Source organism: Spirosoma sp. 48-14, from assembly GCF_001898575.1.
Lineage (GTDB): Bacteria > Bacteroidota > Bacteroidia > Cytophagales > Spirosomataceae > Spirosoma.
In genome coordinates, this window is sequence record NZ_MKUD01000001.1 from 434093 (window position 1) to 447395 (window position 13303).

A 13303-nucleotide genomic window follows, 5' to 3' on the forward strand; every position below is an offset into this window, starting at 1 on the left:
TGCGTGAAATGCTACCGCAAGCTATTCTTCACTCAATCACTCAATTCCGAACCCGGTCGGGCTGGCTGTAGAGGTTAAATCGTTCATCGCGGACGAAACCAGCCAGGGTGATGTTTGCTTCCTGTGTCATTTGAACGGCCAGACTTGATGGTGCGCCCACAGCTGCCAATAACGGAACACCAGCCATCCAGCTTTTCTGGACCAGTTCGACGCCGACCCGGCCACTTAGGAAAATGCCATATTGATGCAGTGGAAGCCAGTTCTGCCAGAAAGCGGCCCCTATCAGTTTATCCAGTGCATTATGCCGACCAATATCCTCACGAACCAGCAGCAACTTCCCCTGTGCATCGAAGAGGGCAGCCGCATGAATACCGCCCGTGTAGGCATAGGCTCGCTGCGTTTCTCGAACATGATCGGGTAAGGCGTGAAGTATAGATGGCTCTATCGAAAAATCCGTTTCTACTGGCCCAGGTGTAAGCGCTCGTATGGCATCGATGGTAGTTTTGCCACACAAACCGCAACTAGCCGATGCCATTGTACTCCGCTCCAGTCGTGACCAGTCGATGGTTACTTCGGGCTGGAGTTCAACACGGATTACATTCCCTTCCTTATTAACATCCTGCACACAATGGCGACAAGAGACAATGTCGTTCGGTGAGTGAATAATACCTTCGGTAAACAGAAAGCCCATTGCCAGTTCGGCGTCGTGGCCGGGTGTTCGCATGGTCACGGCCAATGACCGTTGCTGGCGATCAGCAATCGGGCCGAAACCCAGCCGTATTTCCAGTGGTTCTTCTACAGCCAGCAAATCCGGCTTTTCGATGACAGTCTGACCAGAAACGTTTCGAACAGTTGTAGGAGCAACAAGCGACATGCGTGTAATTATTTAGGAAACAACACGCGATACAAACAGAAAGTTATTGTCTGTTTACCGTTTCATAGTTCAAATTAGCACCCACATCATACACGTTCTAAAAGCTAATCGTTGCGGAGGCTTTCAAGGCAAAGGAGTTCAGAGGGATACCATTTGGGCCGTCATCCAAATAATTCAGCCGGTGAATAGCCTGAATACGAATCAGTTTAAAAATATTGTCGATCCCATAACCTACCTCCATATATGGGATAGCCTTGTCGAGTGCCCCGAAATAAATAGGTCTTATGCCATCGGGCAATGGTTTTCTACTGGCTACTGCCTGATTTTCGTCCGATAAGCTTCCCCAGAGGGCATCCACATTAGCGATCAATCGCCAGTTAAACTTACGAATGCCGGGTAATCGATTAAACAAAAGCCCCTCGAACCGGTGCTGTATATGAACGGCCACAAATCGATCGCTCACAAACTCGTAAAACTGCATTCGGTTAAACGTATTGGTCGTCAACAAAGGCGTGGGATTACCGATGTGTGGAAACAACATGGGTGCTGGCATCACATTGGGCGTATAGCCTGCAGACAGTAAATAGGTCATCCGGCCAAGTGGGCCCACACGAAGCGATTGCTGTGCCCGCAAGGTTAGCCGGTGATAATTGTATTCGCCACCCAACGATTTCAGACCACGCGTGTAACGAATTGTAAGCACGGGAGCCCGTTTGGTTCCAAGCGTGAGCCGCTCGTTACCGTCCATAATGTATTTTTCTTTCCGGGCCAGCCGTGCTTCAATCGACCAGTAGGCATCATCAATATCGGATCGTAACTGCGACTGCTCCCCCAGCTCAGGATTAAGCCGGTAATGAAACGGGAATAAGGGGTTAAAGGTCCGGGTACCTACCATAGCCGTCAGAAGAATCCCTTTGACAGGCTCTGTTTTAAAGAAAAATTCCTTCTGATAACTTTCGTAACCACCCCGATACCGGCCAAATCGGCTCAATGCATAAAACATACGGTTACCGCCAATAAGCTCGGGGGTAAGACCAAGCCGTTCCAGATCGTAGGAAATCCGTGCTCCAGCCACCGTCCAGTGCTGCCGCGAAAACAGATAATCGATTTCGGCTCCGTATTTAAACTTGTTGTCCAGCGTTCCATAGGCCAGATAGCCCCGCAATATCCAGTTTCGACTGAACTGCTCATTGGTCCGAAAGCCCACACGCGTCCGCAAACCTTCTACACTATTAATAGCAAAGAGGTATGGATACGGCCCCAGATCGACCCCACCCAGTTTATAAAAACCCGTAACCAGAATTTGTCCAACCGCTTCAGCTTTTTTCACCGCTGGAACAGCCCGTAGTTTATCGATCATGTCACGGGTTTTCTGGTCTTCCTTATTAAGCGAATCCGACCCGGCGAGGTTTTTCTGTACCGAACTCCAGAAGGCCTCATTCTGGGTAGCTACGGTATCGCTCGGTTCAATGGCCTGCTCATAAAATGATGGCTGCCTCGGTCGGTTCACCACAATATTGCTATTACGAAGCGTAACCTGCGCTCGCAAACCCAGTGATTGCTTCCCAACTCCGGTCAGGTTAGCCGATAGACGAATGCTCACGGGTAGCCAGCCTGCTGTACCTGCGGCTCCTGCTGTTGAATCGGTAGTCGATTCCAGTTCCTGCTCAATGGTGAGCGAACGCACGTAATTCAGGTTAGCCGCATTGCCAATTTTGGTCTCGATCTGGCAAAGGGCAAACGTAGTGGTGTCGATCCAGGCTTTTCCAGTGAATACAAGATCCTCGGGCCGTTTAGGATCAAACTGAATTTCGTAACAAATATGATCGCCAATCTGGGTCGTATCGGCCAGGAAAAATTCGTACCAGTTTTTCCAGTTATCGCCAATGGGAGAGGCAAAGTCCTTTCCCAGAATTGGGATGTAGTTGTCGTAGAAGTTCTGACTAACCAGGTTTGTTCCACCCAGCAACTGGGAACTTAGCCCGGCATCGTCGACCGCTACGCCTTTGATGCGGGTTTTCCGAATGTCCTCCCGTTTACGTTCAGGTGCGGTTCTGAAATAATAACGCGATACCGATTCAGACGCCAGAAGCGGTAGTAGTTTATGCCCCTCATCGTCCATAATGGAGTCGTGCTGGCTCATGGCCTGGTTAATCCGTTTGATGAGCGGATTCCGACGCATCCGATCCGAGACATGACTCAGCGCGATTTCGGTCTTTACGTAGCTATCGTATTCATAAGCGGCCAGGCGTTTGCGGTCGTTGAGGGTACGATTTTTACGTACCTGACGAAGAACACGCCAGGCCGGATTTTCACCCGCTTTAACGGTTACTTCCTGCAAAGCCGTTCCGGCTGATTGCAACTTAAAATCAACAGCCTGCGATGCACGCTCCGGATTGATAGCCAATCGCAGCGTTTTATAGCCCATCGAGCTAACCGCCATCGAATCTGTCAAGAGTTTAGCGACTAATGTGTATCGACCTTTTTCGTCTGTCAGCGTACCTACCCGACGCCCCACTAGCGAGACACTGGCAAAAGGAATCGGCTCGCCCGTATGCGAATCTGTAACAAGACCTGTAACAGTAAAATTAGTCTGCGCTTTTACCACGCTACAGGTACTGGCAAGGATAAGGCAGGAAAAGAAAAAGAGTAGACGTTGCAGACGTTCCATAGATTAAATTACGGTCTGCCAAGTTACAAAAAACTTGCCAATACTTAAGTAGAAAGCACTAGAAGAAACTATAAATAAATGCCTATCTGTCAATACTTTATTCGATAGTGTCACATACTATTAACCAACCAGCCAGATACGGTCAGCTTCAGCGCCCTGTTCGGTCCACTCGACCAATACCCGCTGCGATTCGAGCGTATTTACCCGCCTGCCCGTGTAGTCGGGCTTGATCGGTAAATCACGGTTATATCGCCGGTCAATCAGTACAAGTAATTCTACTTTGCGAGGACGCCCGAAGGCAGTCATCGCATCCAGTGCCGCCCGTACCATACGTCCTGTTGCCAGTACATCATCGATCAGAATAACACGCTTGTTCTCGATAATGAACGGTACGTGCGTTGTGTTTGGCCGAAGTGGAGTATCGCGTCGACGGAAATCGTCCCGATAAAAAGTAGCATCCAGATACCCCAAAGGTACGGCATAGCCTAGTGTTGTATGCAGCTCTCGGGCAACCCGTTCGGCAAAATAAATTCCTCGTGGCTGCATCCCCAGCAGTACAGTATCCGCAAAATCCTGGTAGGTTTCAATTAATTGCTGTGCCAGCCGACTAATCACAATTTCGAGCAGTGGGCTGGACAAAATCAGGCGTTGTTGATTCATGAGGTAAAGATAGTCTTTTCATCAATAGTTGCGGGAAAATGAAGATTCCCGGTTCGTAATCCGATCATCCGCCGATCCGTGATTATATCGCAGACAAGCAACAACTACAAAATCCTACAAATCCAGTATTGTCGCTATCTTAGCCATCCCGTAGAATCGCATTTCGTTTGAAACTACGGGATGGCAATGAACCGAAGGCTATTTCTGCCCCTTTTTATCCTGGCGACTACCGCATTAGCGTCTGTTCACGCACAGACTGTGGCAGGCTATTGGCTGGGCATTACTACGCCAAGTGTTCCGAGCCAGAAGATATACAATTATGCCATGACGCTCACGCAAAGCAACTTCACCCTTAGCGGCACGGCACAAAGCGCTAATCCAAACCTACCCTTTAGCGGGGTGGTTTACGTAACGGGCACGTTGGTTGATCCTATCGTTACCTTTTCAGAATCCGACAAAAATGGCAGTACAACGGTCAAGGATGTTTGTTTCTGGCGAGCCAAATTGACATACAACCCTGCCGATGAAAGTATGCTGGGTACGTATGAAAACATTCTAAATGGTACTACCTGCACAGAAACGGGTAGTGGAAGGATGGATCTGTACCGAATTGTTCTAAAGTCGGGAACGACCTACTGCAAAGGACAACCCGTCAATCTACTCGTTACCGGCCAGAATATCCGCTGGTACTCGTCGGCAGCTAAAACAACGCTACTTGCGACTGGCAATCGGTACAATCCCAACATTACGAAAACAACCACTTTTTACATTACCCAAACGCTCTATCAATACGAAAGCCCGGCTATTCCGATTACGGTCAACATTTCTGATCCGGTTATCAAGGCAACGTCCAATAATACTGGCTGCGACAAAGCCAATGGCTCTATTTCAGTAACCGCTTCCGGCTCCACTGGCTGGCAATACAACCTGAACAACGGCCCTTTTCAGCGTGAACCTTTATTCGCAGGTTTACGGCCCGGCTCATACACGGTTGTGGCAAAAGATACAGCCGATTGCCAGGCATCGCAGACCGTTACGATTACACCCGATACAGGCCCTACGATTTCTGCTTTAAAAAGCACTTCTCCACACTGCGAAACGGCTAATGGCGAGGTAAGTGTCGTTGCAGCGGGGAAGGAGCCACTTACCTACTCCATCGATTATGGACAGTCGTATCAATCCAGTCCAACCTTTACGAAACTAGCAGGTGGTGCCTATACCTTGCGGGCACGCGATGCCAACGGGTGTGAAACCAATAGAGCTGTGAATTTGCAAAGTGCCGATCCCGTTCGTATCCTGGGTACGGCTATCACGCCGACGTCCTGTAATCAGCCTAACGGTCAGGTTAGTTTGAGTGTGGCAGGAGGAAAAACACCCATTACCTATAGCCTCGACAATCAGCCGTTTCAGAGCAACATCATTTTTACAGGACTAAAGGCAGGCACGTACACATTAACCGCCAAAGATGCGGAAGATTGTACAGCCAGCCAGTCGGTAAGTATAGCTGCCAGCACAGGCCCCTCGTGGCCTGACATAGAAACTACCCCCGAAAACTGTGGGCAGGCGAATGCAACCCTGCTTCTCAACGAATCGGCCGGCTCATCGCTCTTATACTCGCTAAACGGTAATCCCTATAAACCAGTCACTTCTTACTCAGGATTAAAAGCCGGGGCTTATACACTTTCGGCAAAAGACGCTAACAACTGCATTATAAGCCGGACGATTGCCATTCAGCACGATTGTGCCAGCCTGATTCATCTGCCAACGGCCTTCTCGCCCAACCGGGATACCTATAACGACGAGTTAAAGGTATATTTTGCGTTTGCATCAATCACCATTACCCAGTTCACCGTCTACGACCGATGGGGTACGGTAATCTATAATCGTGCTAATTTTGTGCTGGCAAGTGGTGATTCAATCTGGGATGGCCAGCAGAATGGCCAACCTGTACCTTCTGGCACCTATACGTATCGGCTGGAATGCCAGTTTCCCAATGGCACCCAAACAACATACCGCGAGTCGGTAGCCTTATTAAATTAATCGATTATATGCTTTCGTTAGCTCCAGTATTCCCAGAGTTGACGAAGCTATTTGTACATGCTCATGAAATTTTTACTCGTTGGTTTGGGCAATATTGGCCCCGAATATGCGCTTACCCGACATAACGCCGGTTTTATGGTTCTTGATCGACTGGCAACTCAACATGGATTCTCCTTTTCGATGACCCGACTCGCCTATACCGCCCAATGGCAGTACAAAGGCAAACAGCTCTTTTTCGTTAAACCAACCACCTACATGAATCTGAGTGGTAAGGCGGTAAACTATTATCTCAAACAGGAGAAGATCCCCGTTGAGAATCTGCTGGTTATTACTGACGATAAAGATTTACCATTTGGTAAACTGCGTTTGAAACCGAAGGGATCGCCGGGAGGACACAATGGTTTAAGAAATATTGATGAAATTCTGGCTACTCAGGAATATGCCCGACTCCGGGTTGGTATTGGCAATAATTTTTCGAAAGGAAGACAGGTCGATTTCGTTCTGGGCCAGTTTCCAGAAGATGAATTAATCCAATTACCTGACTATTTGGACCGGGCAGGCGACGCTATACTCTCTTTTTGTACTTTGGGAATACAGGCGACCATGAACAATTACAACCAATGATATAACTTTTTAAAGAATTTTATAATTTTCCCAAGGCATATTTTATATACATCAACCCATCTTAATGTAAAATTTTCTTCGGTTTTAATTGTAAAAATAATGCATTTTTCAAAAAAATACCTCACAATCAGGATTAAATTCGGAATATAATTCTAAAAAGGGCCATATACAGCACTTGCGATTCAGGAATTTCTACGGATATTTGTGCGTTCAATAACTGAAACCAAATAGAACAAAACAATGAAATCGCGTGTTATCTTTGCATCACTGATTCTTGGATTAGGATTAGCGATATCTCAGGCAAACGCGGCTACCACCACCAATACTGATGATAGCCCGGCCGCCAACAAGCCGGCAAGTACAATGCTTGTCAATGGTTCGCAGAAGAACTTCGCTTCCTATGTAGAACAAAACATTGCCAAGTATTCAAATACTACCACCTGGCAAAACTTTATGAGCGTAGTCTCGTTGTACAATCAAAACCCGGCCGCTGTGCTGAACCTCAGCGCAGACGACCGAGCTAAATTCAACGAAGCAGCCGCTCTGGTAAAAAATAAACTGGCCAAACGCAACGATGCTGTTGCCAGTCATTGGATGAATCAGGCCGGGTATACGGCCAGGATGATCAATTTCCTTTGGGATGCGAATCAATCCTTGAGCCAAGCCGCTGACATTCAATAATTTGAATTAAATCCGGTTTTCAAACGGGATTTGGAACAGAAAAGAGTAAAAGTTAGTTTTTCATGTAGAAAAGGTTAAGGGTTTAGGAATAGTCAGTATAAGGTTCTCTGCAAAGATCAGGGAACCTTATCTTGTTTTTACAGACATATACATTTACTTGCACCATCCCTACCAGTAAATAACTGGTCGACTGTTTTCCCGATAATTTCATCTCACCGCTGATACCATACGCTAATAAAGTAGACTCCTTTTTAAAGGTTGGCATAAAAAATTTACAAAAAAACGTTGGCGAAGCGCGTATCACCTTTGTTTACTTATCACTATTTTACTATCTTTGTTGTTACCAAAGTATCAGAAATGATATTCAGAGTAGTAAAGTAGACAAGAAACAAAAATACCAACTCCGCTGGAGCTGGTTTTTTTTTATAGAAAGAAACTGACACAATGTCTGACGGACCAGTTGGCCCGGTTATTGTTGATGTTTTTATACGTTCATCCCAATCTGCTCGCAGATTGTTATGGATTACATATATGGGTATATGGGAAACGCTGACTTGAAAAGGTCAGCGTTTTTTTGTTATGATTCGTTTTGTTACCTTTCGAAGGCTCACTGAGTCTTAATGATACGTTTCCTTTATACCCATAGTGCCTTATCAAATCATAGCCCCGCCAGACCTGGCGGGGCTGCTTCGTTTTTACTGATACATGGATGAGCACCATCACTTGTAAGAACCACCCTAATACCCGTTGCCATTGTATAAGATACCAAACAAGATAATTACTACACAAGTAAGCTTTCTCCTCCTGGTCATTTCCAATTCTTTTGCCGCATTTTCTCTTGTCACTGACTTTGCTTGTTTATCCAGTCCAGCTCATGAACAGCTTCCAAGTACGATAGTACCCGAGAAACCAGTCTGTTTTGTGCAAAGAATAGCATCTGTTTAAGTTAGAAAAGCGTCGAAATACGCTTCTAGAAGAAAGAGCCTCATATCATTTATTTCGACTAAAGATGACCAATTCGCTTTATAGCCTCCTTACCGTTGGCCTGTTCATGAGCACAGTCACACTGGGAGCGCCTAATCCTGGCAAAACCAACCAAACTAAGGCAGATTCCAAGTTTTATGAAATCAGAATTTACCATCCTACGCCGGGCAAGTATGCCGAGATTGTAGACCGTTTTCGGCAGTACACCTTAAAGATTTTCGAAAAGCATGGGATGGAAAATATTGGTTACTGGACGCCTACCGATACAACAAATAAAGAATTGATTTACATTCTGGCCTATCCGAGTCGAGAAGCTCGGGATGCGTCGTGGAAAGCGTTTGGCAGCGATCCGGAATGGAAAGCAGTAGTCGCTAAAACGGAAGCCAACGGTAAACTGGTAGACCATGTCGATCAGATTTTCATGACCGAGTCGGATATTTCGCCCAAAATCAAGCTGACCAAAAAATCGCCCGAACGCACGTTTGAACTACGTACCTATACGCCCGCTCCGGGCAAACTACCCAATCTACTGACGCGCTTCCGCGATCATACCATCAAGCTCTTCAGCAAACACGGCATGACGCACATTGGGTACTGGATTACCCAGGAGAAAGACCCAACCGCTCAGTCCAAACTTGTCTATATTCTGGCCCATCCGAGTGAAGCGGAAGGCAAGCAGCATTTTGACGAGTTCAGAAAAGACCCCAAATGGGTAACCGTTAAAGCCGAATCGGAAAAAGATGGCTCATTAACGACTAAAGTAGAGTCGATTTATATGAAACCAACCGACTACTCGCCCATCAAATAAGACTGGCGCGTAACGGCTATCCTGCAAAACCTCAGTTTTTGGCTTTTTGCCAAACAACAAAACGATCAATGGGTTTCATGACGTAAACTCAATACGTTATGAAACCCATTGATCGTTTTGTTAACCTTTTATTCGATAAACCTAGTAATGGCCGTGTATCCCGTCAGGAATTCCTGGAACTGACAGGTCGGGGACTGGCTGTAGGTACAGTAGGGAGTGTGCTTGCGGCATGCGAAAAAAAGCCCGAATCTACTGCCTCGGCTACAGGCACGACGAACACGCCCAGCGGTCCCGTTCCAAACCTACCGGCTACTTCACCACCAGCTACGGTCCCCTCCGACCCAACCAAACCGATTGAGCTCGAGCAGATCAAGGCTAAAACGGAGCAGGAAGAAGCTCCAACGCCAACTCCGCTGCCTGACGACCAGCGGGTGGGCTATGCCATAGTTGGCCTCGGGCATTTAACGCTCAATCAGATTTTACCTGCCTTTAGTACAGCCAAAAAATCAAAAGTGGTTGCGTTGGTGAGTGGAAGCCCGGAGAAACTGCAAAAAGTAGCGGCTCAATACGGCATAAAAAAAGAAAGCTGTTACAGCTACGCCGACTACGACAAACTACGCGACAACAAAGAGGTTCAGGCCATTTACATCGTCCTCCCCAACGGGATGCATGCCGAATATACCATCCGTGGTGCACAGGCGGGTAAGCATATCCTATGCGAAAAACCGATGGCAAACACAGCCGCTGAATGTCAGGCCATGATTGATGCCTGCCAGAAAGCCAACCGTAAACTGATGATTGCCTATCGGATTCAATACGAACCGCACCACAAGATCGTCCGGGAAATGGTTCAGAAAGAGCAGTTTGGCAAAGTCAAATCGATTCTGGCGAATAACGGCCAAAACTCCGACAACCCCGACCACTGGCGATTCAAAAAGGCGTTGGCGGGTGGAGGCAGCCTGCCCGATGTAGGGTTGTATTGCATCAACACCATTCGGTATGTGTTGGGCGAAGAGCCTTCTGAAGTAACGGGTTATGTACACAGTACACCTAATGACCCTCGGTTTACGGAAGTAGAAGAACAGGTGAACTGGTTAATGAAATTTCCGAGTGGGGTTCAGGCTTGTTGTGCTACCAGTTACGGTCATCACGACGACAAAAATTACAAAGTTTTGGCCGACAAAGGCTGGATAAAAATGGACCCTGCTTTCCCATACAAGGGTTTAAAACTGGCTACCAGCCAGGCGCAGGGTAATCAGAATCAGGAAACACAGCATGAAATCAGCGATCAGGATCAGTTTGCCACTGAAATAGATCATTTTTCGGAATGTGTTCTAGGCAATAAAACTCCATTTACACCGGGCGAAGAAGGACTTCAGGATCAAAAAATCATTGAAGCCATTTATCAGTCGGCTCGAGAAGGCAGGCCTATAAAATTAGCCGTTGTTGAGAAGAAAGATGCCTTTCGTGGCGAAGAGCCAACAACCTGATTCAGAGCACAATAAACTCTACTCGTCGATTCTTCTTCCGGTTGTCTTCGTTATTATTAGGTGCTATTGGGTCGATAGGGCCACGGCCAACCGCTTTCAGACGGGTTTGAGCAATCCCCTTACCCACCAGGTAATCAATGATCGCCTGGCAACGGTCGCGGGAAAGTTTTACGTTCAGATCAAAATCGCCCTGGTTGTCTGTATGCCCCCGAATTTCGAGCAGAGCCGATGGGTTTTCCAGGAGCATTGAGGCCAGTTGATCGAGTTCCGGAAACGATTCTGGCCGAAGAACAGGCGAACTTTGGTCGAAATAAATAGCGGTTAACCGAACGGGCTTTCCTCGTTCAATAGCGCCAAAGGCTTTGGGCGGAACAATTGGTACTACCGGAGCCGCAATTGCACTCGATAGCGCAGGTGCTTTTATGGAAACCTGTTCCGCAGGCATTTCCTGCCGGGCCGTCTTTACCGACTTTACAACAGCTTCGGGGAGAGCCTGAGCCTCACTTGCGACCTTTATTTTTTGGGGCGTCAGCATCACCCTGGCTTCATTCTCTACACTATCGAGCTGGATAGACTTTGTAAAATCGCCGTAGCCCGCTGCCGAACTAGTGAGTTGATAAACGCCCTTACGAGGCAAGTCGGTTTTGACAATACCCGTAGCTGTATCGGGAGAAAGTAGTAGAGTGGATTCGCCCACACGGCCCGAAATAGTAAAATGCGCATCATGGATAACCTTTTTTGTCTGGCTATCGGTTGCCCACACAGTTAGTTTAATTAGAGCCGGATCAAGCTGAGCATCAAACTCGTAGGGCTTACCTGTGGGCGATACAGCAAGCGTTAAATTTCGGGTTGTATAGCCCTGCTCGCTTACCTCAATCACCAACACATCGGGGTCATTGATTACTCGCTCCAGACGACCATTTGTCAGCGTCACTACCTGAGTCTTGCCCGTTGTTCGAGAGGTAATTTTTACAGTGGCCGATACTATCGGCTTACTAATATCAACAGCAAACGCCCTGATTGTCAAAACGCTGGGTGTTCCCGTGTGTCCAGGAACCACGTTAGCAGGCATCACCGGACTCACCCTGGGCGTCGCTTTGATACGCGAATAATCAACCTCCCTCCTTTGAGCCATACCCATGCCAGTACACAGTCCAAAGACCACTGTCGCCAGGAATAGCTTTCTGATATGGAGGCCCATAGGTTTTTTATTCGTTTTGACCCCTATAGAGTCACTGAGACCTCATAAGGTTGCATTCCTTACCTACCAGACCGCAACTGAGCCCTTAGCCCGATTAATGATGCGCCGTTGAGGATACCGGCGGATTGATCATAATATGCGCCCTATGCGTACCAGGGTCCATAATCCAGGGCATACCGGGAGCCTCGGGTTTGGTAGGTAGACCTGTGCTTTCGGCGGTAGCGTATGGAATATACACCACATACCGAAGATAGCCATCTTTTATCTCGCCTGTAGTGGGGTTATAGTCCTCATCTTTAGCGGTATAAGAAAATAACGTTGACGGGTGCGAAGGCATTGTCAGCTTCTTATCTTTTGTTTCCTGCTCCCGAATAGCCAGAATCTCGTTTGGCTTTTTTCCTTCCTTTTTCAGCACCCGACCACGCTCCATAAACGGGTCAAGGTCACGATGATAGCAGGATACACTTAATCCTTTCTGGGCTGGATCGTCGGCGAGACAGATCAATTCATTGGTTCCTTTCCGAATCACCGTAAATTCATTTTTGGCAGTATAGCCATACACGGTGGCCCCATCACGCTTATCGGCCGGAGCCGCCAGAACCGCTACTTTAATTTGCGTGTCGGGCGAGGGAATGGTTGGTGCCTGAGCAAACGAACTGCTGACGGCACCCAACAGAAGAAAGCCACTCAAAAACGATTTCATAGATATCATATGTTTAGGAATATAAAAACTTGAACAACAGCTTTTTTAATAATGGAATCGACATTGGATGATATGCAGACGATCCGATTCAACACGGTAAATGAGTCGGTGCTCATCTGTGATCCGTCTCGACCAGAATCCACTCAGGTTTTCTTTCAGTGGCTCCGGCTTACCTTTTCCTTCAAATGGCGTCCGTAGGCATTCTTTGATGAGTTCATTGATTCGGCGCAATACCGTTTTGTCCGTTTGCTGCCAATAGACATAATCCTCCCAGGCCTCTTTGTCCCACGACAGATTCATGCTACTCGTCAATCAGTTGGTGTTGTTCAAATTCACCTCGATTCGCTCGTTCAACAGCACCCAGAAGACGATTTCTATTTTTCTCTGAACCCAACAGATGCAAGGTTTCTTTCAGCGAATTATACTCCCGAAGGGAAATAAGTACCACATTTTTATTCTCACTGCGATTAATAATGATGGTATCGCCATCGTCACTAACCTGGTCGAGCTTGGCCTTCATCGAACGCCGAAACTCTGTATAATTAACTACTTGCATAGTGTCCATCT

12 protein-coding genes are annotated in these 13303 nt (G+C 47.3%); 5 read left to right on the forward strand and 7 right to left on the reverse strand.

Going from position 1 to position 13303, the window contains the following annotated elements; translation table 11 throughout:
- Positions 1–40: 40 nt before the first annotated feature.
- From fdhD to pyrR, 3 genes are all read right to left on the reverse strand, one after another.
- The gene (fdhD, locus tag BGO59_RS01675) at positions 41–874 is read right to left on the reverse strand and encodes a formate dehydrogenase accessory sulfurtransferase FdhD (protein WP_293679531.1); all 834 of its coding nucleotides are present in this window, start codon (positions 872–874) and stop codon (positions 41–43) included.
- 97 nt (positions 875–971) lie between these two features.
- The gene (locus BGO59_RS01680; RefSeq protein WP_293679534.1) at positions 972–3545 is read right to left on the reverse strand and encodes a DUF5686 and carboxypeptidase-like regulatory domain-containing protein; all 2574 of its coding nucleotides are present in this window, start codon (positions 3543–3545) and stop codon (positions 972–974) included.
- 120 nt (positions 3546–3665) lie between these two features.
- Entirely contained in the window at positions 3666–4205 is a 540-nt protein-coding gene (pyrR, locus tag BGO59_RS01685) for a bifunctional pyr operon transcriptional regulator/uracil phosphoribosyltransferase PyrR (RefSeq protein ID WP_293679537.1), read from the reverse strand.
- Between the two features lie 186 nt (positions 4206–4391).
- Between pyrR and BGO59_RS01690 the strand changes: the two genes are divergently transcribed.
- The 5 genes from BGO59_RS01690 (at position 4392) to BGO59_RS01710 (ending at position 10832) form a co-directional block, all read left to right on the forward strand.
- Positions 4392–6245 (forward strand): gliding motility-associated C-terminal domain-containing protein, encoded by a 1854-nt coding sequence (locus tag BGO59_RS01690; RefSeq protein ID WP_293679539.1) that lies wholly within the window; start codon positions 4392–4394, stop codon positions 6243–6245.
- Positions 6246–6308: 63 nt separating this feature from the next.
- Complete coding sequence (gene pth / locus BGO59_RS01695) at positions 6309–6869, forward strand: aminoacyl-tRNA hydrolase (RefSeq protein ID WP_293679542.1); 561 nt, start codon at positions 6309–6311, stop codon at positions 6867–6869.
- 240 nt (positions 6870–7109) lie between these two features.
- Positions 7110–7550, forward strand: coding sequence for a hypothetical protein (locus tag BGO59_RS01700; RefSeq protein ID WP_293679545.1), 441 nt, complete (start codon positions 7110–7112; stop codon positions 7548–7550).
- A gap of 1051 nt (positions 7551–8601) precedes the next feature.
- Entirely contained in the window at positions 8602–9342 is a 741-nt protein-coding gene (locus tag BGO59_RS01705) for an NIPSNAP family protein (RefSeq protein WP_293679547.1), read from the forward strand.
- Positions 9343–9440: 98 nt separating this feature from the next.
- Positions 9441–10832 (forward strand): Gfo/Idh/MocA family oxidoreductase, encoded by a 1392-nt coding sequence (locus tag BGO59_RS01710; protein ID WP_293679550.1) that lies wholly within the window; start codon positions 9441–9443, stop codon positions 10830–10832.
- 1 nt (position 10833) lies between these two features.
- Here the strand turns inward: BGO59_RS01710 and BGO59_RS01715 are convergent, their stop codons facing one another.
- From BGO59_RS01715 to BGO59_RS01730, 4 genes are all read right to left on the reverse strand, one after another.
- Entirely contained in the window at positions 10834–12033 is a 1200-nt protein-coding gene (locus BGO59_RS01715; protein ID WP_293679551.1) for an OmpA family protein, read from the reverse strand.
- A 94-nt stretch (positions 12034–12127) separates the two neighbouring features.
- Positions 12128–12736, reverse strand: coding sequence for a hypothetical protein (locus tag BGO59_RS01720; protein WP_293679554.1), 609 nt, complete (start codon positions 12734–12736; stop codon positions 12128–12130).
- A gap of 45 nt (positions 12737–12781) precedes the next feature.
- On the reverse strand, positions 12782–13036 hold the full coding sequence (locus tag BGO59_RS01725) for a Txe/YoeB family addiction module toxin (protein ID WP_293679556.1): 255 nt from the start codon (positions 13034–13036) through the stop codon (positions 12782–12784).
- 1 nt (position 13037) lies between these two features.
- Positions 13038–13292: a type II toxin-antitoxin system Phd/YefM family antitoxin gene (locus BGO59_RS01730; protein WP_080054779.1), complete on the reverse strand. Its 255-nt coding sequence runs from the start codon at positions 13290–13292 to the stop codon at positions 13038–13040.
- Positions 13293–13303 lie beyond the last annotated feature (11 nt).